Below are 25,585 nucleotides of genomic sequence, written 5' to 3' on the forward strand. Positions count from 1 at the left end.
GTGTCGTCGATTCAAAGCCCGCGGGGGCCTGTGCCCGCGGGGGCGATAGTCCAGAGCCCCCGCCGGCTCAACGCCAGCCGATGCGGGGGCCGTGCGGGTGCTACCGCTTGGACAGTGAACCCGCTACAAGGAATGCCATCTCTAGGGACTGCATGTGGTTCAGTCTGGGATCGCACACCGACTCGTAACGGTCCAGGAAGGCTTCCTGATCGATCGGGTCTGCTCCACCCAGGCACTCCGCGACGTCGTCGCCCGTCATTTCAACATGGAGGCCGCCTGGAATGGTACCGAGGCTGTGGTGCACCTCAAAGAAGCCGCGCACCTCGTCAATGACGTCGTCGAAGTTGCGTGTCTTGTAGCCGTTGGGAGACGTGACTGTGTTCCCGTGCATCGGGTCCGTAACCCAAAGAACCTGGGCGCCGGAGGCCGTAACCTTTTCGACCACTGCAGGGAGCTTTTCGCGGATATTCCCTGCGCCCATGCGGGTGATGAAGGTCAGCCTGCCAGGCTCTCGGTTCGGATCCAGCTTGTCGATAAGCCTCAGGGCGTCATCACCGGAGGTGGACGGGCCAAGCTTCACGCCAATGGGGTTACGCACCCGCGACAGGAAGTCGATATGGGCGTGATCAAGCTCGCGGGTACGCTCACCGATCCACAGGAAATGAGCTGACGTGTCGTAGGGCAGCCCGGTCCTTGAATCGATGCGTGTCAGCGCCCTTTCGTAATCGAGGAGCAGTGCCTCATGGCTGGCGAAGAACTCCACCCGCTTGAGGGCCTCGAAATCGGCACCGCAAGAAGCCATGAACTGGATTGCCCGGTCGATGTCCCGTGCCAGGGACTCGTAGCGCGCGTGCGCCGGGTTCTCAGTGAACCCCTTGTTCCAGTGGTGGACCAGGCGAAGATCTGCAAAACCGCCCTGGGTGAAGGCCCGGATCAGGTTCAACGTCGACGCGGACGTGTGATAGGCCTTGAGCATCCGGCTGGCGTCGTGGCCCCGGGACTCGGGCGTGAAGTCATAACCGTTGACAATGTCCCCGCGGTACGCCGGAAGGGTGACGCCGTCGCGCGTTTCATCGTTGGACGATCGGGGCTTGGCAAACTGACCGGCCATGCGGCCCATCTTGATGACAGGGAGCGCAGCCCCGTACGTAAGCACAACGGCCATCTGGAGGATGGTTTTCACGCGGGCGCTGATCTTGTCTGCCGTGGCTGCCTCGAAGGTCTCAGCGCAATCCCCGCCCTGGAGAAGGAACGCCTTGCCTTGGGCCGCGGCAGCCAGCCGCTCACGAAGGATGTCCACTTCGCCGGCGAAAACCAAGGGTGGCAGGACTGACAGTTCCCGGACTGAGGCGTCGAACACGGCCTTGTCCTGCCAGCTCGGCTGCTGGGAAACCGGCAGGTTCCGCCAGTTGTCCAGTCCCGGGTAGTCAGCAGCGCCGCTCTGGGCAGTGGCTGTCATCGCGCTCCCCGGCAATGATGCGCCGGAAACAGTTACGCCGGGAACAGGGGAGGCAGATTTTGAAGATAGCTCAGTCACACTACAAGAGTAGTTGCCGCTGAACTGATCGGGGCACAGCAAACGTCATTCGCACCGAGAGTACCGTCACACTTTTGCTTGGCCGGGTGTACCGTCGTCGGTTCCGTCGCTCATGCCGTCCCTCTTGCTGTCGGCAGTGTCGCCTGCAGTGCTGTCCCCAGTGTCGTCTCCAGTGCTGTCCACAGTGCCGTCTGCAGTGCTGTCCACAGTGCCGTCGTCGCTCTTTTCCCTGGCCTTTGCGGCGAGCGCAAGTTTCACGGTGGCAGCGTACTCATCCACGTATTCCTGGCCGGAAAGCCGCATCAGCTCATACATGATCTCGTCCGTGACGGACCGCTGAATGAGCCGGTCATCCTCCAGTCCGTAGTAGCGGCTGAAATCCAGCGGCTCGCCGAAAATCATGCCGATGCGGCGGATGTGCGGCATTCTTTTCCCTATGGGCTGCACTTTGTCCGTACCAATCATCGCAACGGGGATGACCGGAACCCGCGCCTGCAGCGCCAGCCTGGCGACACCCACCTTGCCGCGATACAGCTTCCCATCAGGGCTACGGGTGCCTTCGGGGTAAATCCCCAGGAGCCCGCCACGGGTCAGGACATCCATCCCTGCGTTGAGGGAGAGCGCGGATGCTGCGCCGCCTGACCTGTCCATCGGCAGCTGGTTGGTTAGCCGGAAAAACAAAGCGGTGAGCTTTCCCTTCAACCCGGTACCCGTAAAGTACTCCGATTTGGCCAGGAAAATCACGGGCCGCGGAACCATCAATGGCATGAAAATAGAGTCGGAAAACGACAGATGGTTTGAAGCCAGGATTGCCGCGCCTTCGTGGGGAATGTTGTCCAGACCCTTCACCCAGGGGCGGAACAGCAGCTTCAGAACCGGACCCAGAAAGATCCTTTTCATGACCCAATAGAACACGTGTCGTACCTCTCCGGAGGGCAGCCGGCCAACCCTGCTCCGGGTGTGACCGGGACTTCAGTGCAACCCTACTCTAGTGAGATTTGTCCCCAACAGTGACACGATGGGCACATGACAGAAAGCAGCAATCAACCGGTACCCGCGGCTTTCAGCTACCCGGGTCACGGCCCCAACGCGAGAATCGGAATTGCTATCTGTCACGGCTTCACGGGCAGCCCCCTCAGCGTCCTGCCCTGGGCCGAGCACCTCGCCGCACAGGGCTTCGCGGTCTCGGTTCCCCTGCTTCCCGGGCACGGCACGCATTGGCGGGAACTAGCGCGATCCGGCTGGCGGGACTGGTATGGCAGCTACGAGGCCGCTTATCTTGAACTGGCGGCCCGCACGGAAGCATGCTTCGTGGCTGGGTTGTCCATGGGTGGTGCGATCGCGCTCTTGGCGGCCTCCCGCCACACGGTAAAAGGCGTCGCGGTGGTTAATCCCGGCTTGAGTTTCTATGACCGCCGGGCCCGTTATGTGGGCATCCTTAAGTACTTCCAGCCGACTACCGTTCCGATTGAAGAAGAGAATCCGACGGCGGCCGCGACCCAGGACGGCGACTACTCCCGTACACCGCTCGCCGCGGTGCACCAGCTGAGGAAACTTTTCACCTCCGCCATCCGGGGGTTGCCCCGGATCACCGCACCTGCATTGGTGTTCAAGTCCGAGAAGGATGTTGTGGTGCCGCCCTCTTCCCTGGAAATGATCCGACGCCGTTTGGGGACAGACCAGTTGGAGGTGGTCCCTTTGACAGGCAGCGGCCATGTGGCGACCCTGGACGTTGACGCCCCTGTGATCTTCGAACGGTCAGTGAAGTTTTTCTTGGAGAACGCGGCCAAGGAAGTATCCTCGGAGACATCATGAGCAGCTTCCCGGATCACAGCCCGTTCGTCAGCCCCTTCACCGGTAATGGACCTCGAGTGGGCGTTGCGCTGTCCCACGGCTTCACCGGAAGTCCCCATGGAGTGCGCGCCTGGGCCGCAGCCCTGGCTGAACAGGGGTATGCCGTCCGGATTCCCCTGCTTCCCGGTCACGGAACAAGCTGGCAGGAGCTGGCACGGACGCGCTGGCAGGCCTGGCATGCTGCCTACGATGAGGCTTATCGCGAACTCGCCAGCGAATGCGACTACGTCTTTGCAGCCGGGCTGTCGATGGGCGGAGCTTTAGCGCTGCGTGTTGCCGCGACACGGCCCGTCGCCGGCACCATCCTCGTTAATCCCGGGCTCGTCATTGACGATCCGCGGGCCCCGATTGCCGGCATTCTCAAGTTCGTGCTCAAGAGCACCCCTGCCATTGCCAATGACATTCTGAAACCCGGGATCGACGAAGGCGCTTATGCCCGGACACCTGTGGCCGCCGCTCACGAGCTGAACAGGATGTTCAAGGACACCGTGCGGCTCCTTCCGAGGATAACCGCCCCGGTCCGCGTGTTCCGCTCCACGGTGGACCATGTGGTCTCCGATAACAGCATTACTGCTCTGAGGCGTGGACTGACGCATGCCCCCTTGGAACTGACCATGCTGGAGAACAGCTACCACGTGGCTACCCTTGACAACGACGCCGACAAAATCTTCCAGGGCTCCTCTGCTTTTATCCAGGACGTCCTCCTGACTTCCGGGGCGGAGCACTCCCCGGCGCACCTGAAGGGCAGCTTCCATGACAAAACCTGATGCCAACTCGCCGGATCCGGGCACCAATCCGGACGACGCCGCGTGGCTGGATCTGGTATCAAGGCTGGAGCATGGTGACACGGAGCTGTCCAAGAGCACTGGCAATGAAGGTAACAAATCCACACGTCCGTTCAGCGACTTCGACCCCCTGGGACTTTCCGGCACTGCGCCAACGGAGCCGTCCGCCGCGGAACGCCAGCTGGCGGCCGACGCTCCACAGAACAAGGCAGATGCAGCAGACCCTTCGGAGCCAGGTGGCCCCCGGGACTATGAAGTAGAAGACGAGGATCATGGTTTCGTACCGGAGGAGCCGCCAAGCCTTGCCGGCGTCGATCCCTTGACCATGCTGGCCTGGGTAGGCGCCATAGGCGGACCGGTTGCCTTGTTGCTCGCAGCCATGTTCTGGCGCTCCGCACCGCTCCTGGCGATTCTGGGGATAGTTGCCGTGTTCGTTGTTTCGGTGATTTACCTGATCATGAAACTGCCCAAGGACAAAGACGAGTACGACGACGGCGCCCGCGTCTAGTTAATACCAGCCCTTAGTAGCGTACTAGCGCTTCATCAGGTACTAGCCATGCATGCGGCTGCTGACCCGCGATAGGTCGGCCGCGCCAATCAATCCGGCGTTGGGCCCGAGGGCTGCCAGGGCAATTTCCGCGGCGGGACGGAAGCCCCGGCCGGTGAGATTCCGCGCAAAGGCTTTCCGTGCAGGCGCCACCAACAGCTCGCCGGCGTCGCAAAGGCCTCCGCCGATCACAAACTTCCCGGGATCGAGCGCAGCAGCCAGGTTGGCCAGGCCCAAACCCAGCCATTCCCCCACGTCCTCCAAGAGCTCCCGGGAGGTGGCATCGCCGGATTTAGCCAAGTCGGTAACGATGACACCGGTGATGTCCTCCACCGCCCCATCCACAGCCTTCAGAAGTTCCTGGGCCACGGGGGAGTTAGCAGCCGCCAGTTCCCTGGCCTCGCGGCCCAAGGCATTTCCGGAAGCATACTGTTCCCAGCAGCCCCTGTTTCCGCACTCACAGCGGTGGCCACCCGGCATGATGATCTGATGCCCGAACTCCCCCGCTACCCCAAACCGTCCCCGTTCCACCCGCCCATCCATCACCATGGCTCCGCCGATCCCTGTTCCCAGGGTGATGCAGACCAGCCGGCTTTGGCCCTGGCCAGCGCCGAACCGCCATTCAGCCCAAGCGGCAGCGTCGGCGTCGTTGGTCAGCAGAACGGGGCGTCTGAGGAGCCTCTGGAGGTTCTCCCTCACGGGCTCATTCCGCCAGGCGAGATGGGGGCTGAAGAGCACAGTCCCGCCGTCGAGGTCCATCCAGCCGGCAGCCCCGATCCCTACCGAACGGATCCGGTGACCTTGGCCCAGTTCCTCCACCAGCTCGACGATCACGTGTTCAACTGCCCGAGGGTCATTTCCGGGAGTGGAACGTCGCGCCTGGCTGAGGATCCTTCCCTCCGCGTCCACGACGCCGGCCGCCACTTTGGTTCCGCCGATGTCCACGCCGATGGCCAGGCCCCGACGGCCCAGCCTCAAGTGTTCCCGCAGGCCAAGGCCGGAGATGCCCGAAAGGACTGAATCCTGTCGGTACGGCTTCGGACTCCGCCAAGCTGCCGTCCTGCGATAGGGTCTGGACGAGGGTGCGGGCGGGACTGTGTGCATGGGTCCACTCTATTAGCCCTGATTCCCGAGGCGCGCAGACCACGCTGCCGGTGGCCGTCATGGCGTTAATCATAAAGTTACCGGCTAGTAGGTTAAATTGGGCCCACTCTTGAGGGCCTCGTATTAGTCTTAGATCACCCCGTTGCGGGCTTATGGATATCAAAGGAGCTATCGTGCGCGAATACAGTGTCCCGCCCCTCGTGAATGTGCCTGCGGAAAGCAACATCACCGACCTCGTGCTGCGTCAGGCAGCCAAGGCATCCAACCCCTCGTTGTTTTCGCGCCTCGACTCCGCGGGGCAGTGGCAGGACGTCAAGGCAAAGGACTTCCTGACTGACGTTTCCGCCCTTGCTAAGGGCCTCATCGCCAGCGGAGTAGGCGCCGGGGACCGCGTAGGCATCATGTCGCGCACACGGTATGAATGGGCGCTCGTTGATTTTGCGATCTGGTTCGCCGGTGGCATTTCCGTTCCCATTTATGAGACGTCATCGCCTTCGCAGGTGGCCTGGAATCTGGGTGATTCCGGAGCGGTGGCAGCGTTTGGAGAAGCGGCGCACCACGAGGACATCATCCGGCAGGCGGCCTCCTCCGAGGGCCTGACGGCGCTCACACACGTCTGGCAGCTTGAGGGCCGCGGCCTTGACGAGCTCCGGGCGGCTGGAACCGGCGTGAGCGATGAAGACCTGGAGGCCCGGCGCAGCCAGGCACACCTGAGTGACATCGCCACCATTATCTACACCTCCGGAACAACCGGCCGGCCGAAGGGTTGCGAGCTGACCCACGGCAACTTCGTGGAGCTTTCCGAGAATGCACTGGCCACCTCGCTGCGCACGATCGTGAACGAGAACGCCAAGACGATCATGTTCCTGCCCCTGGCGCACGTCTTCGCGCGGTTTATCTCCGTCCTGGCCGTGGCGGCCGGTGTTACCGTCGCCCACACTCCTGACATCAAGCACCTGCTCCCCGACCTCCAGAGCTACCAGCCCACCTTTATCCTGGCCGTGCCCCGGGTTTTCGAGAAGGTGTACAACTCCGCACTGACCAAGGCGGAGGACGGCGGCAAGGGCGCCATCTTCCACAGGGCCGCGGACACGGCCATCAAGTATTCCCGTGCCCGGCAGGAGGGTTCCGTTGGGCTTGGGCTCAAGCTCCAGCACGCCCTGTTCGACAAGCTCGTTTACAGCAAGCTCCGGGCAGCGATGGGCGGACACGTGGCACACGCTGTCTCCGGAGGCGGCCCGCTCGGCGAGCGTCTGGGACACTTCTTCCAAGGCATCGGTCTCCAGATTCTCGAAGGCTACGGCCTCACAGAGACCACCGCGCCCGTCTCGGTCAACACTCCGGATCTGATTAAGATCGGCACCGTAGGCGTACCGATTCCGGGAAACACGGTGAAAATTGGCGACGACGGCGAAATCCTCGTCAAGGGCGTGTGCGTTATGCGCGGCTACTACAAGCGCGAAGACCTGGCTGCCGAGACCTTCGTGGACGGCTGGTTCCGTACTGGCGATATCGGCCAACTCGATGACCAGGGATTCCTGACCATCACCGGACGCAAGAAGGAAATTATCGTCACGGCTGGTGGCAAGAATGTCGTTCCGGCAATGCTCGAGGACCAGATCCGGGCCGACGCGCTTGTGTCACAGGTTCTTGTAGTGGGTGACAACCGGCCGTTCATCGGAGCCCTGGTGACCTTGGATGAGGAAGCACTGCCAGGGTGGCTCCAGCGCCATGGCTTGCCCGCAACCACAACCCTCCAGGACGCAACTGAGAATCCGGTGGTCAGGGCGGCCGTCCAGGAACTGATCAACCACGCCAACGCCTCAGTTTCGCAGGCCGAAGCCATCAAGTCCTTCCGGATTGTTCCCTCGGACTTCACGGAGGCATCAGGTCACCTGACTCCCTCGATGAAGGTCAAGCGGGCACAGGTCATGAAGGACTTCGATTCCGTGATTGACGAAATGTACGCTGCTCCCCGCCCGACTCACGCCTAAAAGGTAAGTTCACGTGTAAAAGCGGTCAGCCTGCGCAGGCCTGGGGCCTGCGCAGGCTGTGAGCCTACTCAAGGGGGATGCAACTCAGCTTTGCTGAAGCTCCTCCACCACCAGCGCGGCCAGTTCGACTGCAGCTGCCCTTGTGGCGGGCCGCAGTTGGCGAAGGTCAATTTTGGATCCTTCTGCCAAGTGACGGTCGTGGGGAATCCGCACCACGTTTTTGGCCCGGGACAGGAAATGCTGTTCTATCTCGTCAACGTTGACCAGGGTCCCGGCACCGGCAGCCATGTTGATCACTACCGTGGCCTTTGCCACCAGGTCGTGACGTCCATGGGCTTCAAGCCAGGACAGCGTTTCGGACGCAAGCCTGGCTTCATCCACGCTTCCGCCTGAAACCAGCACAACGGCATCGGCTTTTTCCAGGGTGCCCTTCATCACGGAGTGAACCATGCCAGTGCCGGAGTCGGTCAGCACGATCGAATAGTAGCGGCCAAGGATGTCGGTTACTGCCCGATAATCCGCGTCGTCGAACGCATGGGCCACCATCGGGTCGGCATCGGAAGCCAGGATGTCCAGGCGCGAACCGTCCCGCGCCGTGTAATTGGAAAGCTGGGCGAAGGAATCAACTGTAAAACGGTCTTTGACCAGTTGGCGTGCCGTGAAGTCCGCTCGTCCTGGTGAGCGGTCCGACAAGGTGCCACGATCAGGATTTGCGTCCAATGCGATGACGCGGTCCTCTCGCAACTCGGCCAGGACCATTCCCAATAGCGTGGTGACGGTTGTCTTACCGACACCGCCCTTGCGGGAGAGCACAGGAACGTAGCGGGTTCTGTCCCCGAGTCGTGAGGCGATGCGGTGCTCTGTGGCCCTCTGGATACGGACCCTGTCCGAATCCCCTACGTTGACGTAGCCCATTGTTGCGTTGTACAGCCACAGACGCCAGCCGCCCACGGGGGTGGCTGCGGTCTTATTCAGGAGGCGGTCAGCAGTCAGGGATGCCGCTGACTCGGGCCCCTCAGCCCGCTCCCTTCGCTCGCTGATGGGATTGTTCCGCCCGCCTTGGGAACCGTCAGCAGAGGTCTCCACAGGTGCGGCCTCCAACGCCGGGTTCTCCCCGACAGAGACGGGAGTTGCCTCCCCCGCAGGCAACCCGTCTCTCAGGGTTTCCGCTGAGGCGGTTTCAGTGGTGACCTGTTGGAAGGGACCGGCGGTGACAGTGGGCATTCCCTCGGCGGTGGTCGCCGGGACGGACAACATGGTGAAGGATCCGAGGGAGTCTGCAGACGAAAACTCCTGGCCTTTCGTCACAGCCACCACGGAGATCTCATCCTCCTGCATTGGTATTACGGGCGGCGAAGCCGCAGGTTCGGGGGACGTCGGAGCTTCTGGGGCAGAGGCGGGCAGCGATGACGTTTCGGACGCCACGGTTGAAGCAACATCCTCGGCGGCTGCAGGCTTGGGTTCTGGCTTAGGTGGCAGTTTCACGGGCGGTTTCGCGGGCGGTTTCTGCGCAGCGGCGGCCTTGGTCCTTGGACTCCGGACAGGCCGGGGAGTTGGCTTGGGCGTGTTCGTGTCAGTCATGACTTCCCTTTGGTTTGGAACAGGCAGTGGGGGCGGTACAAGAACCGCCCCCACAGTCTTCCGTCAGCCCCAGCTTAACCCGTACACGCTCCGGATTGGGGCTCTAATTCGCTCCTGGTCTCTACTCGACGACCAGCAGCAAATCCCCGCCTTGAACCTGCTCGATGCTGTTGATCGCAACCCGCGACACGGTACCAGCCAGCGGAGTAGTGATCGAGGCCTCCATCTTCATGGCCTCGATGGTTGCAACGGTATCGCCGGCCTTGACCTCATCCCCCGGCTTGGCAGTCAGAGTCACAGCGCCGGCAAATGGAGCCGCTATGTGCCCTGGCTGCGAAGTGTCCGCTTTTTCAGCTGCCTTGACGTTGCTGACCACCGAACGGTCGCGGACCACAACGGGCCTCGATTGGCCGTTCAAGGTACACATCACGGTCCGCATGCCCTTTTCGTCGGGCTCCGAGACTGCCTCCAGGGAGGCTATCAACCGCACGCCCTTCTCCAACTGGATCACATGCTCTTCGCCGCGCTGCAGGCCGTACAGGTAGTCACGGGTATCCAGGACCGACAGATTGCCGTAGCTTTCGACGCTCTTGAGGTAGTCCTTGGTCGGGCCCTCAAAAAGGAGCCTGTTCAGCGTCTGTTGGCGGGTCTGGGAATCGGATTGCAAAGCCGCGCTGTCCGCGGCGCTCAGCTCCGCATCCCTGACCTTGATGCTGCGCCCCTGAAGTGCCTTGGTCCGGAAGGGTTCGGGCCAGCCACCCGGCGGGTCACCGAGCTCACCGGAAAGGAACCCGATGACGGAGTCAGGGATGTCGTAGTTCTGCGGGTTCTCGTTGAAGTCCGCGGGGTCTGCATTGAGGCCGACGAGGTGCAGGGCAAGGTCCCCGACGACCTTTGATGAGGGAGTCACCTTGACGAGGCGCCCGAGGATTCGGTCGGCGGCGGTGTACATGTCCTCGATGGCTTCGAACCGTTCACCAAGCCCCAATGCCATTGCCTGCTGCCGCAGATTGGAAAGCTGCCCGCCTGGAATCTCGTGCTGGTAAACACGGCCTGTGGGACCGGGCAGTCCCGACTCGAAGGGCGCGTACACCCGACGAACGGCTTCCCAGTAGGGTTCCAGCGAGCTCACCTTGGCGAGGTCCAGCCCGGTATCGCGCTGAGTGTGCGCAAGGGCCGCCACGAGGGCTGACGCTGAGGGCTGGCTGGTTGTTCCCGCCAGCGATGCAGAGGCGACATCCACGGCGTCGACTCCCGCTTCCACGGCCGCCAGCAGCGTGGCGAGCTGGCCGCCTGCAGTGTCATGGGTGTGCAAGTGGACCGGGAGGCCGAAACGTTCCCGGAGCGCCGTTACGAGGCGTGCAGCAGCGGCAGGGCGCAGCAGGCCTGCCATGTCCTTGATTGCCAGAATGTGGGCGCCGGCGTCGACGATCTTCCCTGCCAGATCAAGGTAGTAGTCCAGCGTGTACAGCTGCTCATTCGGATCCAGCATGTCGCCGGTGTAGCAAAGTGCAACCTCAGCGACAGCCGTGCCCGTGGCCCGCACAGCCTTGATGGCAGGAGCCATCTGGCTGACGTCATTGAGGGCATCGAAAATCCGGAAGATATCAATACCCGTGGCGGCAGCTTCGTTGACGAACGCCACCGTTACTTCCTCCGGGTACGGTGTGTAGCCGACAGTATTCCTGCCCCGCAACAGCATCTGGAGACAGATGTTAGGCAACGCCTTCCGCAAGGCTGCAAGCCGCTCCCAGGGATCCTCGCCGAGGAAGCGGAGTGCCACGTCGTAGGTAGCCCCTCCCCAAGCCTCTACAGACAGCAGCTGGGGCAAAAGCTCGGAGACGGCGGGGCCCGCTGCTACCAGGTCCCGGGTCCGCACACGTGTAGCCAGCAGCGACTGGTGGGCATCACGGAAGGTTGTGTCCGTGACCGCTACAGGCTGCTGTGCTCGGAGCTCCGCGGCGAAGCCCTCGGGCCCGAGTTCCAGCAGCCGCTGGCGCGAGCCTGCCGGGAACGTTGACCCGGCTACAACGGGAAGCTTGGACGCGGGATCCGAGTGGACGGTGAGCTCCCCATGGGGTTTGTTGACGGTGACGTCGGCAAGCCAGGTGAGGAGCTTGGTTCCGCGGTCCGCTGAAACACGGGACTTCAGGAGCTGGGGGCGTTCGTCGATGAACGATGTCACCACATTGCCCGCAACAAAGTCGGGATCCTCAAGGACAGCCTGAAGGAAGGAAATGTTCGTGGACACGCCTCGGATACGGAATTCAGCGAGGGACCGCTTGGCCCGTGCCACCGCCGCAGGGTAATCGCGCCCGCGGCAGGTGAGCTTGACCAACATGGAGTCGAAGTGCGGACTGATCTCCGCGCCCGAGTAGACCGTGCCGCCGTCGAGCCTGACCCCGGCGCCGCCGGCAGAGCGGTAGCCGGTGATCTTCCCGACGTCTGGCCGGAATCCATTTGCCGGATCTTCGGTGGTAATCCGGCACTGGAGGGCGGCGCCTTTGAGCTGCACGGTGTCTTGGGAAAGGCCAAGGTCGGCCAGCGTTTCGCCTGACGCGATACGCATCTGCGCCTGAACCAGGTCGACGTCGGTCACCTCTTCGGTGACCGTGTGCTCCACCTGGATGCGGGGGTTCATTTCGATGAAAACGTGCTGGCCGGCCCGCTCGCCTACTGTGTCCACGAGGAACTCAACAGTACCCGCGTTCACGTAATTGAGTGCTTTGGCGAACTTGACGGCGTCGCGGTAAAGAGCCTGCCGGATCCCTTCGTCAAGGTTCGGTGCCGGTGCGATTTCGATGACTTTCTGGTGCCGCCGCTGGATGGAGCAGTCGCGTTCGAAGAGGTGCATCACGTTCCCCTCCGCATCGGCGAGGATCTGCACCTCAATGTGACGGGGGCGCAGGACAGCCTGCTCGAGGAACATCGTCGGATCGCCAAAGGCGGCGTCGGCTTCCCTCATGGCTGCCTGCAAGGCCTCCGGGAGAGCCTCGCGGGTGTCCACCCGGCGCATGCCTCGCCCTCCGCCTCCGGCCACGGCTTTGGCAAAGATGGGGAACCCGATCTCGTCCGCAGCGGCGATGAGCTCGTCAACGTCTTTCGAGGGTGCGCTGGATTTCAGCACCGGCACGCCCGCGTCCCGTGCTGCCTGGAGTGCTGCCACTTTGTTTCCGGCAAGTTCAAGGACGTCGGCCGGTGGGCCCACAAACGTGATACCTGCCGCTTCGGCTGCCCGCGCCAGGTCAGGGTTCTCCGAAAGGAAGCCATACCCGGGGTAGATTGCATCTGCTCCGGATTCCTTGGCCACACGGACGATTTCATCAACATCGAGATACGCCCGGACGGGGTGACCCTCTTGGCCGATCAGATACGCCTCGCCCGCCTTTTGGCGGTGAATCGAGTTGCGGTCCTCATAGGGGAATACAGCAACTGTCTTGGCTCCCAGCTCATAGCCGGCGCGGAAGGCGCGGATAGCGATTTCACCGCGGTTTGCCACCAGAATCTTCGAAAACATACTTCTCCTGCATCATCGCGGGTGTATCGGTAGGTGGTCACAGTGTCTAAGACGGTTACGTTCAAAGACAAATCATTGTGTCCGCTATCACAGAATTATCCGTCATGTCGGACTCCATCTGCAGCGGAACCGCCAGCGGAAGCGCCGTGGACAACCGGGATCAGGCCTCTTCCCCGCCTCGGGGACGGATAAAGCAGGATTTGACTCCAGGTCAACATATGATGAGTTGGGCGGCGCACGGTCGCCCCGGGCTTCGGGACACGCCGAAGCCGACTCTACCCCAACACGGCAACCGGCGTTAGGTATTGGTTTTTCAGTGCAAGTAGTCAGCATCAGCAGCCTCAAAGGCGGTGTCGGTAAGACATCCGTTACCACCGGACTGGCGTCTGCGGCACTCGCCGCCGGCATCCCGACCCTCGTTGTGGATCTTGATCCGCACGCCGACGCCAGCACAGCCATGGGCGTCCAGCCTGACGGTCAGCTGGACATCGGGAGAATGCTCAAGAGTCCCAGGCGCGCCCGGCTGGGCGACAACGTCGTGCCCAGCGGCTGGCTCAAGCGCACCCCCGCGAATGGTGCCGCCGCGCCCGTGCTGGACGTGGCCGTGGGTTCGGCCTACACGGGTATCTATGACCGCCCTGACCTGGGCCGCCGCGATCTGCGAAGGCTTTCGCATGTCTTGGCGACGGCGGACAATTACGAGCTTGTCCTGGTTGACTGCCCGCCCTCACTCAATGGCCTCACTCGGATGGCATGGTCCGCCAGCGACAAGGTAACTCTTGTGGCAGAACCCGGATTGTTTTCTGTTGCCGGGACAGAGCGCACCATGCGTGCCATCCAGCTGTTCCGGCAGGAATTTGCTCCGGGCCTCTCCCCCGCCGGCATTGTCGCAAACAGGGTTCGCAGCGGATCATCAGAACATGCGTTCCGCCTGGCCGAGATGCAGACCATGTTCGGAAAGCTCCTGCTGACCCCCCATATCCCGGAGCAGGCCAACTGGCAACAGATTCAGGGCGCGGCCCACGCAGTCCACCACTGGCCGGGAGATTCAGCCAAGAACTCATCAGCCCTCTACGACGCGCTGCTGCAGAACCTTCTGTCCGCCGGGGAGGACTCGCAGAGGCGGGCGAAGCGTTAGGTACGTCTCCAGGGACGGCACGGCAAACGCCTTCTGGGTAATCATGTTCTGATGTACGACGGCGAAGGCCGCCTTCCTGGTGGAAGGCGGCCTTCGCCGTCGCTGTCTAAATAAATCCGAGCAGCTCACCTGCGCGCAATTTCGAGCCCGGCAGTTCAGCTGCCAGCGGGGTCAACTGATTTTCCGCGCGGCCCGGCGCTTGCTGAGTTCGTCGTCGGGAAAGGACTCCGTGGCATGTTCACTGGGCAGTGCCGCGAGGCTCCCTTCCACTTCGCGCCAGACGCGGCCGACTGCGATACCAAATACGCCCTGGCCGCCTTGGACAAGATCGATAACTTCGTCGGCAGAAGTACATTCGTAAACGCTGGCGCCGTCGCTCATGAGAGTGATCTGCGCGAGGTCTTCGACGCCCCGCTCGCGCAGGTGTTCAACTGCAGTGCGTATCTGCTGCAGGGAAACTCCGGTATCCAGGAGTCGCTTGACCACCTTGAGAACCAGGATGTCACGGAAACCGTAAAGCCGTTGGGAGCCTGAACCGGCTGCACCCCGCACTGCCGGCTCAACCAATCCTGTGCGTGCCCAGTAGTCCAGTTGACGGTAAGTTATCCCCGCTGCCTTGCATGCGGTAGGGCCACGGTAACCTGCATCTTCGTCAAGGACGGGAAGGTCCTCGGTGAAGAGGAGGCCCTGGGCACCGCTTGCGGGCAGGGCAACGCCAGCCGTCGAGGGCTGCTTTAGCTCGCCTGCTTCGCCTTTAGGACTCACGTGGACACTCCTTGTCATCTGCTCCCCCAAGGAAGTTGCAACACAGCGGCACGAACAAAAATCCATCCGTGTAATTCTGCCGCGGCTGCACATTCCAGTGTGACTTGCGCGGCTGCTGTATGCAATGGGAACTTGTATCTTCGACGTTAAGCCTGTGGAGGCGCGAGGTCAAAGATGTAGGGGTGTTTGGAAGGGCGTGTCGAAACTTTCAGGCTGAGCTTTAACCTTAGCGTGACCTCAGCCGTCGAAATCCTCGGGTTCCACGTCATCCAGGAACTCACGGAAGCGCCGTAATTCGCGCTCCTCGTCTACTGTGGGGCCCGGATCGGTCTCTTCACCGTCGTCATGCTCAGTGATCCGGACCCCGGCTTCCTCCATCACAGAGTCGGCGCACCAGATGCGGCATTTTGCCCTCAAAGCCAAAGCCAAAGCATCCGATGCCCGGGAGCTGACGGTGCTGCCATTCTCGAACTGGAGCTGTCCGTAGAAGATGTTGTCCTCAACGGCGACGATGTTGACGCTGACGATGCTGTGGCCGAGGGTCTCCACGACATCAATGAGGAGGTCGTGGGTCATGGGGCGTGGCGGGACAACGCCCTGCTGGGCCAGGGCTATGGCACTGGCCTCGGGAGTTCCGATCCAGATAGGAACATGGCGTTCCCCGTGGATCTCCCGCAGGAGAACCAGTGGCTGATTCGAGGGAAGCTCAATCCTCACCCCGACGATCTCTACTTCTATCATCAGATGTCCATCCGGGAGATTCGGTCCTGAACAAGCGCCCGATGCAAGGACAGGCAGATGTCACTGATCTCACGGGCCGCTTCGGCCGCGCGTGCCTGCGACGCAGCATCCTTGCGTGAGGTGAGGGTGGCAACGGCCCGCTCCACCAGTCCGAATTCACGTTCCGCGGCGGCCTGGAACGGGCGGAGGTGCCGTGGTTCCAGTCCATGGCTCTCCAGCTGGACGCAAGCCCGCGCTACCTGGAGGGCGTGTTCATCGAAGGTGCCGTTGACATGTGAAATGAGTCCGAAGCTCAGCAGTGACTGAAGGAGCGGAACACTTGCCCCTGACTCCGCCCGCAACTGGTCTTCGCTTAGGCGGCGAACGCGTGTCTGCAGTTCCACTGCCAGGTCATCCGAAACGATGCGGGGGGACACATTGACGCCCGGAGGCATGTTGTCCGGGCGTTCCCCCCGGTCTATGGCGTCAAGGTAATCCTTGATCACCTTTAGCGGCAGGTACTGGTCGCGCTGCAGAGCAAGTACGAACCGCAACCGTTCGACGTCGCCGTCTGAATACTGCCGATATCCTGCAGGAGTCCGCTGCGGATTGATGAGGCCCTTTTCCTCAAGGAATCTGATTTTCGACGCGGTCATATTGGGAAAGTCATCGCTCAGCTGCGCCAGCACTTCCCCAATATTCAGGACTTGCGGTCCCCGCCGTTCCGGCTGTGCCATGGCCACAGGCAACTACTCCGTAATCAGCCCTGGCCTGCGCGGGCAGGGCTCAGGTAGAACGTAAGACGGAATTTTCCAATCTGGACTTCGTCTCCGGACCTGAGCTCAAGGGCGTCGACCCGGTCATGGTTAATGTAGGTTCCATTGAGGCTGCCCGTATCAACGACTTCGAAGCTGCGATCGGTACGGCGGAATTCCACATGCCGGCGAGAGACCGTGACGTCGTCGAGGAAGATGTCCGCATCAGGGTGGCGTCCCGCCGTGGTCACATCCGAGTCCAGCAGAAATCTTGCCCCCGCATTTGGACCGCTGTGTGCTACGAGCAGGGCAGAACCGTGAGGCAGGGCCTCGACGGCGGCCCGCTCCTCGCGGGACAACTGCGGAGCAATGGCCGGCTCATCCCGAACAGGGGTGAGATTGATGGAGGTGGTTTCCGACGACTTCGTCTCACCCTTACCGAAAATACCTCTGGCTCGGTGACGTTCATGGCCAACCATGGTTCCTCCTCATCCGTTGCAGCCGCCCCGCCTGCAAACAACCCGTCTCGTCCGGAAATGCCTGGCACATCCGATCTGCGGCGCGTCGTCCGGCCATCGATTACTCAATCGAACATCCAAATCGATCGCTCGAATCAGACGCTCATCAAAGTTCAATGGCCGGACGTCGCTGCCCAGTAATCTTTAGCCTACCTGTTGTTCGTACTCGGCTGCACTGAGTAGTGAATCAACCGCGTCAGGGTCCGCCAGCTTCACTTCGATCAGCCAGCCGTCGCCGTAAGGATCTGAATTGATCAGGGCCGAATCGGTGTCCAACGATTCGTTGCGGGCGACCACCTCGCCCGTGACCGGTGCATAAATGTCGCTGACGCTCTTGGTTGATTCGACTTCGCCAACGACGTCGTTTGCCTTCACCGTTGTTCCTACCTCGGGCATCTGCGCGTAGACGACGTCGCCGAGTGCGTCCTGCGCGAAGTCCGTGATTCCCACGCGCACAACGCCGTCGGCATTGGGCGCCGAGACCCATTCGTGTTCCGCAGTGTAGGAGAGGTCTTCCGGGATGTTGCTCATCAGGGGGCCTTTCATCGGGTCAAACACCAATGTCAACGGAAGCCTGCTGAACAAGCCGCCGCTGAAAGTATAGGCACATCAAACCCTCCGAAGGCCGCTGATTTTGCGACCTCCCTGTGGCACAGTGGTGACATGCCAGAACTCCCCGAAGTGGCCGGGCTGACTGCCTTCCTGGGCTCCCAGCTTCGTGGTGCAGTAATGACGCGGTTTCAGGTTGTCTCCTTCGCCGTGCTCAAGACGGCCGATCCGCCTTACTCGGCTCTTGAGGACAGGGAAATTAAGGGAGTACAACGCTATGGAAAATTCATCAGCATAGATGCCGGCAACATCTTTCTGGTCTTCCACTTGGCGAAGGCCGGCTGGCTGCGGTACACGGAATCGCCGACTTCAACCCAGCTCCGTATGGGCAAAGGCCATATTGCCGCACGCTTTGCCCTGACGCGTGGACCGGACGTGCACATCGGTATCGACCTGACTGAGGCAGGGACAAGGAAAAGCCTTGCCGTCTACGTTGTCCGGGACCCCCTTCACGTGCCCGGTATCGCCACCCTCGGGCCGGATCCGCTGAATCCTTCTTTCGACTTCGAAACTTTTGCCGCGATCTTGGCCTCGAACCCGCACCAGATCAAGGGAGTGCTGCGTAATCAGGGAACAATTGCGGGCATAGGAAACGCGTACAGCGACGAAATCCTGCACGCCGCCAGGATCTCACCCTTCGCCGTCGCCAAGTCCCTGGACCGGCCTACAGTCCAGGTGCTCTATGACCAGATCCACACAGTGCTGGGAGCCGCCGTGGCCGAGGCCGTCGGCAAGGCTCCAAACGAGCTCAAGGACGCCAAACGAAGCACAATGCGGGTCCATGGCCGGGCAGGTCAGGTATGCCCCGTGTGCGGTGATACGGTCCGGGAGGTTTCTTTCGCGGACACAGCCCTGCAATATTGCCCCACCTGCCAGACCAAAGGGAAAATTCTCGCGGACCGCCGAACTTCAAAGTTCCTGAAGTAAGCCGGGCGCGCGGTCGAAGTTCCTGACGCACAGGGGAACTGTCGCAATCCCGCGGACACAACAAAACCCCGCCGATCCAGTAAAGGATCGACGGGGTTTTTGGTTGGTCGGGCTGACAGGATTTGAACCTGCGACCCCTTGACCCCCAGTCAAGTGCGCTACCAAGCTGCGCTACAGCCCGTCAGTTCCGCCGTTCTCCGCTTCGATGAGATCTGAGAATTTCATCTAAGCAGTCCGGCCGAACCACCTCCAAAAGCTTACACGATTCCGGAGGGTGTCTGTGACACCTAAGGGGCATCACAGGCCAGGTGTGTCCAGATTAACGCTTCTTGCCGCGCTTTTCGCGCACCCGCATGTTGACCTCGATAGGGGTGCCCTCGAAGCCGAAGGTTTCGCGCAGGCGGCGGGTGATGAAGCGGCGGTATCCCGGGTCCAGGAACCCGGTGGTGAACAGGACGAACTTCGGCGGACGGCTCGACGCCTGGGTGCCGAAGAGAATACGGGGCTGCTTGCCGCCGCGGACCGGGTGCGGGTGTGCCGCGACTAGCTCACCAAGGAAGGCGTTGAGCCTGCCCGTGGGGATGCGCTTGTCCCAGCTCTCAAGGGCCACGTCAAGGGCAGGGACCAGCTTGTCTTTGTGCCAACCGGTCTTCGCTGAGATGTTTACGCGGGGTGCCCAGGCCACATGGGCGAGATCCTGGTCAATTTCACGCTCCAGGTACTTCCGGCGCTCGTCATCCAGCAGGTCCCACTTATTGAATGCCAGGACCAGTGCGCGGCCGGACTCGATAGCGAGCTGCAGGATGCGGACGTCCTGCTCGCTGAGCACCTCATCCACTGCCAGGAGCACGACCGCAACCTCGGCCTTCTCGAGCGCAGCCTGGGTCCTCAGGGAGGCGTAGAAATCCGCACCCTGGGCCATGTGCTGCCGGCGGCGGATGCCCGCGGTGTCGACAAAACGCCAGGTCCTGCCGCCGAGCTCGATGAATTCGTCGACGGGGTCGCGGGTGGTACCGGCAGTATTGTCCACCACGACCCGCTCCGAACCGGCCAACTTGTTGAGCAGTGAAGATTTGCCGACGTTTGGCCGGCCGATCAACGCGACCCGGCGCGGGCCACCGGAGCGCTCAAGGCCCTCGATGGTGGAGAACTCCGGGAGCGTGTCCATGACGTGGTCAAGAAGATCTGCCACACCGCGGCCGTGAAGCGCCGAAACAGGGTAGGGCTCGCCGAATCCCAGGCCCCAGAGTGTTGACGAGTCTGCTTCCTGCGCGAAGTCATCCACCTTGTTGGCCACCATGATGACCGGCTTCTTGCTCTTCCGGAGCATCTTCATAACGCCTTCATCGGTAGCTGTAGCACCGACCGCGGAATCGACTACGAAGAGCACGGCGTCAGCCAGCTCCACCGCCATCTCCGCCTGCTCTGCAACCCGGGCGTGGATACCGCGGGCATCATGCTCCCAGCCGCCGGTATCCACAATGGTGAAGTTGCGGCCATTCCAGTGCGCCGAGTACATCACGCGGTCACGGGTGACTCCGGGGGTGTCCTCTACTACTGCCTCACGGCGACCAAGGATCCTGTTGACCAGTGTGGATTTGCCCACGTTCGGGCGGCCGATGATGGCTAGAACGGGATCCAGCTTGACCGGTCCGTCAAAGTCCTCATCCGCGTAGAGCCCGTCAAGGAGGGCTGCGTCTTCCTCATCAAGGTCATAGTCTTCCAGCCCGGCCCGAAGGGAGGCCGCGCGGACCTCCGCCTCGTCGTCGTCCAGGGCTGCAAGGTTCTCCGCCACCTGGTCCGTGCCGGTGGGCGTGTATTCGTCTTCGCCGGGGCCAAAATTGCCGGAGGTTTGAGTCGTATCGCTCATTGCACTTTCCTTAGTGGTGGTCTGCCGGCGTCCCGGCTACTGCTTCATAACGTTTTTGCGGGGAATCCGCGAGGGGCAGAGGCTGCCCGCTGACTTGAATTGCTTGCTGGATGTGCTGCGCCAACGCAGCACGGATCTCGATCCCCGCCCTGTCCATTGAAACACGCCCGGTCTCGCCGGGTTTGCGGGCAACGTGGAGGGGCTCACCGAAATGGACGTGAAGTTGCCTGCGCGGCCGGGGCAAGGCGTCGAGGTGCTCGCCCGTGATCCTGGTGCCGAGAATTGCAACCGGCACAACCGTTGCACCGGAATTGAGCGCCAGCCAGGCCACCCCATTATTGATCGAGGATGCTGACCCACTCCCCCGGGTTCCTTCGGGAAGTATGCCTATGCACCGGCCGGCGTCGAGCATGTTCTTGCTGAGCTGGAGCGCTTGGCGGTCGCCCGCGCGGTCAACCGGCAACTGGCCGGACGCGCGGAGAACCTGTCCGAGGAAGCCGGTGAACAACTCTTTTTTGACGAGGATGTGCATGGGCCGTGGGGCCGCACCGAACATCAGAGGCCCGTCGAGGAAGCTGATGTGGTTGGCCGCGAAAATCAGCGGACCGGTCGACGGCACCTTGGCGCGGCCAAGGATTGTGGTGCGGTAAAGGACATGGGTCAGGAACCAACCAACGGGTCGGCTCCATGCCATGCTCAGACCGGCCCGAAGTCCGGGCTTAGTCACGGTTGAGTGCCTTGGTGACGATGGCGAGGGCGGCGTCCACGGTCCCGTCAAAGTCGAGGTCTGAGGAGTCAAGGGTGACAACGCCGTCGGCGGCCTGGGTGAAGTTCACAACTGTGGAATCCTTGGCATCCCGATGCGTCACCTGGGCGGCAAGCTCCTGCTCGTTCTGTGAGCCGCCGAGCTGGATGCCCCGTCTGCGTAGCCTTGCTTCTTCGCTTGCGGTCAGAAGCATCCGGACTTCAGCGCCTGGTGCCACAACAGTGGTGATGTCCCGGCCTTCCACCACGATGCGCCGGTGGTGCTGTTCGATGAGTTCGCGTTGGCGCCGGATCAGCTCGGTGCGCGCGCCAAGGGTGGTTGCAACGTCGCTGACAGCCGCGGAAATAGCGGGCTCCCGGATCTCCTGGGTCACTTCCGCACCGCCAACCCTGACGTATTCCTCCAACGGACTCGTGCTGATTTCCAACGGCAACTCCTCGGCTGCCTGCTCCACGGCGGCCCGGTCCTCCAGGTCGATGCCCTGGTCAAGGCAGTACCAGGTAAGTGCCCGGTACATTGCGCCGGTATCCAAATAGGCAAGGCGGAGTCGGCGTGCCACTTCCCGGCTCACACTTGACTTGCCCGAGCCTGACGGACCGTCGATAGCCACAACAAGGTCCCGGCCCTGCCGCAGCGCAGGCAATGTATCGATGAGTTCCTGTGTCATTACTGAAGTACCCGCCATCCGCGGTCGTTGAGCGCCTCGATCAGCAAATCATGCTTGTTTGGCAGAACGGATAATTCCACCATGCCAACATTCTGCCCTGAAGAATGGTCCAGGCGCAGGTCCTCGAGGTTAACGCCAATCTCGCCGATCTCGGTGAGGAGGCGCGCGATTTGGCCTGGCCGGTCATCCACAAGGACAGTAAGCCAGGAATATGCCTGCGGCGGGCCGCCATGTTTGCCGGGAATGCGCGATTGCCCGGCGTTGCCCTCGCTGATGAGCTGAGCAAGGTCCAGGCGCGCTCCGGGAGCGAGCGGATCCTCCAACGTGCCGATGAGCCGATTAAGGTCTTCGCGGACTCCGTGAAGAATATCCACGACCTTCTCCGCATTCGCACCAAGGATCTGAACCCAGAGGGTGGGATCACTCGCTGCTATGCGGGTGGTGTCACGCAGACCGTTTCCGGCCAGCGACAGGGCGTGCAGGGGGGTACCTTGCAGGCGGCTGGCCAGCAGCGACGACATCACTTGAGGCAGGTGGGAAACCAAAGCCACAGCTTCGTCGTGTTCACCGGCGTCGAACTGGGAAACAATGGCCCCAAGATCCGTCGCCAGCGCGTGCGCCGTCAGGAGGGCATCGGGCAGAGTTTCCTCGGAAGGGCACAGGACCCAGGGCATGGATGTGAAAAGTTCACCCCTTGCCGCAACCGGCCCGGCTTTCTCCCGTCCGGCCATGGGATGTGTGCCCACGTACCTGCCAAGGTCTGCGCCACGACGACGCAGTTCCTGCTGGATCCCCGCCTTCACGCTGGCGATGTCGACGACGACAGCCCCGGGGTAGTCCCCCAGGGCACGTTCGACGACATCGGCGGTAACGTCCGGAGGAACAGCCACCACCACCAGTTCGGGCTGCTCCGTTCCGAGCCCGGACAGGGGAAGCCCTGCCCCGATGTCAACGGCAACTGCCTGGTTGGTAGGTGACGGATCCGAAAGGAAAACGGGGACACCCCGGCCGCGGAGGCCAAGACCGATGCTGGTACCGAGCAGCCCGGTACCAATCACCACCACGGGGCCATTCAGGTGGCCGCGCCCGTGAGTACCGAATGCCGACATTCCTTAGAGCCCCACTGATGCCAGCAGGTGGCCGACTTCCTGCTTGCCCAGGTTCCGGATGCTGCCCTGGCGCTGGTCGCCCAGACCGATGGGACCGACCTTGACCCGGACAAGCCGGAGAACAGGGAAGCCCACGGCGTCGAAGAGTCGGCGCACGATCCGGTTCTTACCGGAGTGGAGTACTACTTCGATCAGCACGTGCCCGGGTGTGGAATCCACCAGCTTGAAGGAGTCGACAGAAGCAATGCCGTCCTCAAGCTCAACGCCGGCACGCAGTTGGGCGCCGACTCCCTGGGGGAAAGGGCCCCGCACCTGGACGAGGTACGTCTTGGGCACTTCGTAGGAAGGGTGTGTCAGGCGGTTCGCCAGCTCGCCGTCGTTGGTCAGCAGCAACAGACCCTCGGTGGCGACGTCGAGACGGCCCACGTGGAACAGCCGTTCGCCATGGCTGTTACGGACAAAATCGCTGATGCACGGGCGTCCGTCGGGATCCTCCATCGTGGAAACAACACCCTTGGGCTTGTTGAACACCATGTACACGAGGGACTCGTCGAGCTGGATGCGCAGGCCGTCCACGTGGATGACTGCAGTTTTGGGATCGACGCGGACGCCGAGTTCGGTAACAACCTGGCCGTCGACTTCCACGCGGCCTTCAGCGATCATCTCCTCGCACACGCGCCTGGAGGCAACGCCGGCCTGAGCCATGACCTTCTGCAGCCTGATGCCGTCGGCATCGTGGAGCTCTGACTGGGGTACTTCGTTGCGCGGGCCGCGTTTTCGGGCAGGCTTCCGCACCGGCCCAAGGTTCTGGCCGAAGCGTTCGCTGCCGAAGGCGCGCGGGCCCGCGGAATTCTGTGCACCGGTCGGCGGCTTGGGCTTCAGCGCCCCGGGTGTGCCGGGAGTTTTTCCTGCGCCGGGCTTCCGGGCGGCAGGCTTCCTGGCCGATGGCTTCGCACCGGTCTTCCAGTCACCAGACTTGGCTGCGTCGGTTCCCCTGCCCGCCGGGGCGCTGCCCGTGGGCTGCTCATCGGGGTCGATGAAGCGCTCCTCGCGGGGCTTGGGGTGCTTAAAGGGGCGGTCTCCGCCGCCCTTGGAGAAATCGCGCTGGCCAGCATTACGCTGCGCTCCAGTGCGTGGTCCTGCATTGCGTCCTGAACTGTTACGTCCTGAACTGCTACGTGGTGAACCCTGGCGTCCCGCCTGTGTCATGACCCGTCCTTCGTTAATGTGGCCGAACTGTGTATCTCTCTTCAACACACTAGCCAGCCGTGCAGAATCTTTCTGCCCTTGTGGTTACTCTCGCGCAGGCCTGAGCGGCCTACATTCTTCCGGCATCATAAAATTCTTCTATGCCTTCAAGCCCCGGAAGATGGGGTGAAAGCTGAGGCAACTCAGCCACCGAGCCGATTCCCATGCGTTCAAGGAAATACGACGTTGTGCGGTACAGGATGGCCCCGGATTCGGGGTCGTTTCCTGACTCCTCAATCAGTCCGCGTTGGGTGAGGGTCCGCACGACGGAGTCAACATTGACCCCTCGAATTGCAGACACCCTTGCCCGCGACACGGGCTGGCGGTATGCGATGACGGCGAGCGTCTCCAACGCCGCCTGCGTCAGCCTGGCTGTCTGTCCTTCAAGCACAAAGCTGCCGACCAGATCGGCGAACTCTGCGCGGGAATAGATCCGCCAGCCTCCGGCGATACTCCGCAATTCAAAACCCCGGGGGCTGGTTCCGAAGCCAGCATCGCTGGCATCGTCCATGTCCGGGGCTTTAACAGTATAGCCGTTATACTCGCGCTGCAGTTCCGTCAGGAGCTGTTCGACGACGTCGACGGTCAGGTTGAGCCCGGCAGCAAGCTCAGTGGGCGTGGCCGGCTGGTCGATAACCATCAGAACGGCTTCCAAAGCTGCGCGGGCGCCGCCCGGGAGTTTTGACAGGTCGTTTCCCGTCTGATCGGGTGCCGCAACCGGTTCATTCACGGCTGTTCCTCATATTCTTCGCTCAGATTCTCGCTGCTCCAGGAAGCAGTATCAGCCGTCCAATGAATTGTCAGGTCGCCCAGCGGCTGGAGCTGGTCAAATCCGACCGCCTTGTCCCGGTACAACTCAAGCAGCGCCAGGAAGCGGGCCACCACCACGAGGGTGGACTCGGCATCGGAGATCAGGGCCCTGAAAGACAGAGGCTTTCCCTGCTGCAGCTTCAGCCCGATGATCTCTGCCTGCTCTTTGACGCTCACAGTAGAGCCGTGAAGGTGGGCAAGGCCCACCTGGGTAGCGGGGACATCCTTTGGCTTCAGGGCCGACTGGGCGAGGGCAGCGAACTGTTCGGGAGTATGCCGCCAGACGAGTTCAGGAAGCAATGCCGCAAAATGGCCCTCGAGTGCCACCTGCCGCGGGTAGCGGCCTGCTTCCAGTTCCAGTGTTGAATTGATGAGGCCGGCAACCTCTTTGAAGGCCTTGTACTGGAGGAGCCGGGCGAAGAGGAGGTCCCTGGCCTCGAGCAGGGCAATATCCTCGTCGTCCTCGACTTCTCCAGCAGGAAGGAGCCGGGCTGCCTTGAGGTCAAGAAGTGTTGCGGCTATCACCAGGAATTCGCTGGCCTCATCCAGGGCCCATTCCTCGCCGAGTTTCTGCAGCCCCCGGATGTATTTGATGAATTCATCGGTGACCGTTGCCAGCGCCACCTCCGTGATATCAAGCTGATGCTTGGAGATAAGACCAAGGAGGAGGTCGAAAGGGCCGGTGAAATTCGCCAGGCGCACTTCGAAGCCCGGCTTCTTAGCTACGCCCGTCTCCGCAACATCGACTGCTGTGGTCATCGGTG

The 25,585-nt window shown here is 62.0% G+C and carries 23 protein-coding genes and 1 tRNA gene; 6 read left to right on the top strand and 18 right to left on the bottom strand.

Translation table 11 applies throughout. From position 1 onward, the window contains the following. Positions 1-100: 100 nt before the first annotated feature. Positions 101-1,537, bottom strand: coding sequence for a class II 3-deoxy-7-phosphoheptulonate synthase (locus tag M1D88_RS10740; RefSeq protein WP_458110883.1), 1,437 nt, complete (start codon positions 1,535-1,537; stop codon positions 101-103). A gap of 66 nt (positions 1,538-1,603) precedes the next feature. Beyond that, the gene (locus M1D88_RS10745; RefSeq protein ID WP_458110884.1) at positions 1,604-2,452 is read right to left on the bottom strand and encodes a lysophospholipid acyltransferase family protein; all 849 of its coding nucleotides are present in this window, start codon (positions 2,450-2,452) and stop codon (positions 1,604-1,606) included. A gap of 111 nt (positions 2,453-2,563) precedes the next feature. On the opposite strand from M1D88_RS10745, the gene M1D88_RS10750 reads away from it, so the two are divergent. Genes M1D88_RS10750 through M1D88_RS10760 form a run of 3 tightly spaced genes read left to right on the top strand, consistent with a single transcriptional unit; the run spans position 2,564 to position 4,684 of the window. After that, positions 2,564-3,352: an alpha/beta hydrolase gene (locus tag M1D88_RS10750; protein WP_458110885.1), complete on the top strand. Its 789-nt coding sequence runs from the start codon at positions 2,564-2,566 to the stop codon at positions 3,350-3,352. Beyond that, positions 3,349-4,158, top strand: coding sequence for an alpha/beta hydrolase (locus tag M1D88_RS10755; protein WP_458110886.1), 810 nt, complete (start codon positions 3,349-3,351; stop codon positions 4,156-4,158). Before M1D88_RS10750 ends, M1D88_RS10755 begins: the two co-directional genes overlap by 4 nt. Then, positions 4,145-4,684, top strand: coding sequence for a hypothetical protein (locus M1D88_RS10760; protein WP_458110887.1), 540 nt, complete (start codon positions 4,145-4,147; stop codon positions 4,682-4,684). Before M1D88_RS10755 ends, M1D88_RS10760 begins: the two co-directional genes overlap by 14 nt. A 42-nt stretch (positions 4,685-4,726) precedes the next feature. Here M1D88_RS10760 and M1D88_RS10765 read toward each other — a convergent pair whose 3' ends face one another. Further along, complete coding sequence (locus M1D88_RS10765) at positions 4,727-5,827, bottom strand: ROK family glucokinase (protein WP_458110888.1); 1,101 nt, start codon at positions 5,825-5,827, stop codon at positions 4,727-4,729. Between the two features lie 173 nt (positions 5,828-6,000). On the opposite strand from M1D88_RS10765, the gene M1D88_RS10770 reads away from it, so the two are divergent. Then, entirely contained in the window at positions 6,001-7,821 is a 1,821-nt protein-coding gene (locus M1D88_RS10770) for an AMP-dependent synthetase/ligase (RefSeq protein WP_458110889.1), read from the top strand. A gap of 84 nt (positions 7,822-7,905) precedes the next feature. On the opposite strand, the gene M1D88_RS10775 is transcribed toward M1D88_RS10770, so the two are convergent. Together M1D88_RS10775 and M1D88_RS10780 are read right to left on the bottom strand one after the other, a co-directional pair. Further along, the gene (locus M1D88_RS10775) at positions 7,906-9,402 is read right to left on the bottom strand and encodes a nucleotide-binding protein (protein ID WP_458110890.1); all 1,497 of its coding nucleotides are present in this window, start codon (positions 9,400-9,402) and stop codon (positions 7,906-7,908) included. 121 nt (positions 9,403-9,523) lie between these two features. Beyond that, positions 9,524-12,919, bottom strand: coding sequence for a pyruvate carboxylase (locus M1D88_RS10780; RefSeq protein ID WP_458110891.1), 3,396 nt, complete (start codon positions 12,917-12,919; stop codon positions 9,524-9,526). A 316-nt stretch (positions 12,920-13,235) separates the two neighbouring features. Between M1D88_RS10780 and M1D88_RS10785 the strand changes: the two genes are divergently transcribed. Then, a complete protein-coding gene (locus M1D88_RS10785) occupies positions 13,236-14,057 on the top strand; it encodes a ParA family protein (protein ID WP_458110892.1) in 822 nt (273 codons plus the stop codon). A 171-nt stretch (positions 14,058-14,228) separates the two neighbouring features. On the opposite strand, the gene M1D88_RS10790 is transcribed toward M1D88_RS10785, so the two are convergent. The 5 genes from M1D88_RS10790 to gcvH all read right to left on the bottom strand — a co-directional run bounded on the left by M1D88_RS10790 (position 14,229) and on the right by gcvH (position 17,346). After that, on the bottom strand, positions 14,229-14,822 hold the full coding sequence (locus M1D88_RS10790) for a MerR family transcriptional regulator (RefSeq protein ID WP_247045148.1): 594 nt from the start codon (positions 14,820-14,822) through the stop codon (positions 14,229-14,231). A 237-nt stretch (positions 14,823-15,059) separates the two neighbouring features. Beyond that, positions 15,060-15,563: a bifunctional nuclease family protein gene (locus M1D88_RS10795; protein ID WP_247045150.1), complete on the bottom strand. Its 504-nt coding sequence runs from the start codon at positions 15,561-15,563 to the stop codon at positions 15,060-15,062. Then, positions 15,563-16,279 (bottom strand): transcriptional regulator FtsR, encoded by a 717-nt coding sequence (gene ftsR / locus M1D88_RS10800; protein WP_458110893.1) that lies wholly within the window; start codon positions 16,277-16,279, stop codon positions 15,563-15,565. Before ftsR ends, M1D88_RS10795 begins: the two co-directional genes overlap by 1 nt. A gap of 23 nt (positions 16,280-16,302) precedes the next feature. Next, positions 16,303-16,776 carry an FHA domain-containing protein gene (locus tag M1D88_RS10805; protein ID WP_309105634.1) on the bottom strand — a complete coding sequence of 158 codons (474 nt, stop codon included), beginning with the start codon at positions 16,774-16,776 and terminating at the stop codon, positions 16,303-16,305. Between the two features lie 183 nt (positions 16,777-16,959). Then, positions 16,960-17,346, bottom strand: a complete 387-nt coding sequence (gene gcvH, locus M1D88_RS10810) for a glycine cleavage system protein GcvH (protein WP_458110894.1) — start codon at positions 17,344-17,346, stop codon at positions 16,960-16,962. 132 nt (positions 17,347-17,478) lie between these two features. Here gcvH and M1D88_RS10815 point away from each other — a divergent pair, with 132 nt between their 5' ends. Beyond that, positions 17,479-18,351: a DNA-formamidopyrimidine glycosylase family protein gene (locus M1D88_RS10815; RefSeq protein WP_458110895.1), complete on the top strand. Its 873-nt coding sequence runs from the start codon at positions 17,479-17,481 to the stop codon at positions 18,349-18,351. A gap of 104 nt (positions 18,352-18,455) precedes the next feature. Here M1D88_RS10815 and M1D88_RS10820 read toward each other — a convergent pair. The 8 genes from M1D88_RS10820 to M1D88_RS10855 all read right to left on the bottom strand — a co-directional run bounded on the left by M1D88_RS10820 (position 18,456) and on the right by M1D88_RS10855 (position 25,580). Continuing rightward, positions 18,456-18,532, bottom strand: a tRNA-Pro gene (locus tag M1D88_RS10820). A gap of 138 nt (positions 18,533-18,670) precedes the next feature. Next, positions 18,671-20,221: a ribosome biogenesis GTPase Der gene (der, locus tag M1D88_RS10825; protein ID WP_458110896.1), complete on the bottom strand. Its 1,551-nt coding sequence runs from the start codon at positions 20,219-20,221 to the stop codon at positions 18,671-18,673. A 10-nt stretch (positions 20,222-20,231) separates the two neighbouring features. After that, positions 20,232-20,915 carry a lysophospholipid acyltransferase family protein gene (locus tag M1D88_RS10830; protein ID WP_458114496.1) on the bottom strand — a complete coding sequence of 228 codons (684 nt, stop codon included), beginning with the start codon at positions 20,913-20,915 and terminating at the stop codon, positions 20,232-20,234. 25 nt (positions 20,916-20,940) lie between these two features. After that, positions 20,941-21,654, bottom strand: a complete 714-nt coding sequence (gene cmk, locus M1D88_RS10835) for a (d)CMP kinase (protein ID WP_458110897.1) — start codon at positions 21,652-21,654, stop codon at positions 20,941-20,943. Then, complete coding sequence (locus tag M1D88_RS10840) at positions 21,654-22,763, bottom strand: prephenate dehydrogenase (protein WP_458110898.1); 1,110 nt, start codon at positions 22,761-22,763, stop codon at positions 21,654-21,656. Before M1D88_RS10840 ends, cmk begins: the two co-directional genes overlap by 1 nt. A gap of 3 nt (positions 22,764-22,766) precedes the next feature. Further along, entirely contained in the window at positions 22,767-23,972 is a 1,206-nt protein-coding gene (locus tag M1D88_RS10845; RefSeq protein ID WP_458110899.1) for a pseudouridine synthase, read from the bottom strand. 109 nt (positions 23,973-24,081) lie between these two features. Further along, the gene (gene scpB / locus M1D88_RS10850; RefSeq protein ID WP_458114497.1) at positions 24,082-24,651 is read right to left on the bottom strand and encodes an SMC-Scp complex subunit ScpB; all 570 of its coding nucleotides are present in this window, start codon (positions 24,649-24,651) and stop codon (positions 24,082-24,084) included. 86 nt (positions 24,652-24,737) lie between these two features. Continuing rightward, complete coding sequence (locus tag M1D88_RS10855; RefSeq protein ID WP_458110900.1) at positions 24,738-25,580, bottom strand: segregation and condensation protein A; 843 nt, start codon at positions 25,578-25,580, stop codon at positions 24,738-24,740. Positions 25,581-25,585: the final 5 nt, after the last annotated feature.

This window comes from Arthrobacter sp. R1-13, from assembly GCF_054161475.1.

Excerpts from the sequence above, each read along its gene's own strand:
- M1D88_RS10750 (WP_458110885.1), top strand. The coding sequence starts at position 2,564 with ATGACAGAAAGCAGCAATCAACCGGTACCCGCGGCTTTCAGCTACCCG.
- M1D88_RS10755 (WP_458110886.1), top strand. The coding sequence starts at position 3,349 with ATGAGCAGCTTCCCGGATCACAGCCCGTTCGTCAGCCCCTTCACCGGT.
- M1D88_RS10760 (WP_458110887.1), top strand. The coding sequence starts at position 4,145 with ATGACAAAACCTGATGCCAACTCGCCGGATCCGGGCACCAATCCGGAC.
- M1D88_RS10765 (WP_458110888.1), bottom strand. The coding sequence starts at position 5,827 with ATGCACACAGTCCCGCCCGCACCCTCGTCCAGACCCTATCGCAGGACG.
- M1D88_RS10775 (WP_458110890.1), bottom strand. The coding sequence starts at position 9,402 with ATGACTGACACGAACACGCCCAAGCCAACTCCCCGGCCTGTCCGGAGT.
- M1D88_RS10780 (WP_458110891.1), bottom strand. The coding sequence starts at position 12,919 with ATGTTTTCGAAGATTCTGGTGGCAAACCGCGGTGAAATCGCTATCCGC.
- M1D88_RS10795 (WP_247045150.1), bottom strand. The coding sequence starts at position 15,563 with ATGATAGAAGTAGAGATCGTCGGGGTGAGGATTGAGCTTCCCTCGAAT.
- ftsR (WP_458110893.1), bottom strand. The coding sequence starts at position 16,279 with ATGGCACAGCCGGAACGGCGGGGACCGCAAGTCCTGAATATTGGGGAA.
- M1D88_RS10805 (WP_309105634.1), bottom strand. The coding sequence starts at position 16,776 with ATGGTTGGCCATGAACGTCACCGAGCCAGAGGTATTTTCGGTAAGGGT.
- gcvH (WP_458110894.1), bottom strand. The coding sequence starts at position 17,346 with ATGAGCAACATCCCGGAAGACCTCTCCTACACTGCGGAACACGAATGG.
- M1D88_RS10815 (WP_458110895.1), top strand. The coding sequence starts at position 17,479 with ATGCCAGAACTCCCCGAAGTGGCCGGGCTGACTGCCTTCCTGGGCTCC.
- der (WP_458110896.1), bottom strand. The coding sequence starts at position 20,221 with ATGAGCGATACGACTCAAACCTCCGGCAATTTTGGCCCCGGCGAAGAC.
- M1D88_RS10830 (WP_458114496.1), bottom strand. The coding sequence starts at position 20,915 with ATGGCATGGAGCCGACCCGTTGGTTGGTTCCTGACCCATGTCCTTTAC.
- cmk (WP_458110897.1), bottom strand. The coding sequence starts at position 21,654 with ATGACACAGGAACTCATCGATACATTGCCTGCGCTGCGGCAGGGCCGG.
- M1D88_RS10840 (WP_458110898.1), bottom strand. The coding sequence starts at position 22,763 with ATGTCGGCATTCGGTACTCACGGGCGCGGCCACCTGAATGGCCCCGTG.
- M1D88_RS10845 (WP_458110899.1), bottom strand. The coding sequence starts at position 23,972 with ATGACACAGGCGGGACGCCAGGGTTCACCACGTAGCAGTTCAGGACGT.
- scpB (WP_458114497.1), bottom strand. The coding sequence starts at position 24,651 with ATGGTTATCGACCAGCCGGCCACGCCCACTGAGCTTGCTGCCGGGCTC.
- M1D88_RS10855 (WP_458110900.1), bottom strand. The coding sequence starts at position 25,580 with ATGACCACAGCAGTCGATGTTGCGGAGACGGGCGTAGCTAAGAAGCCG.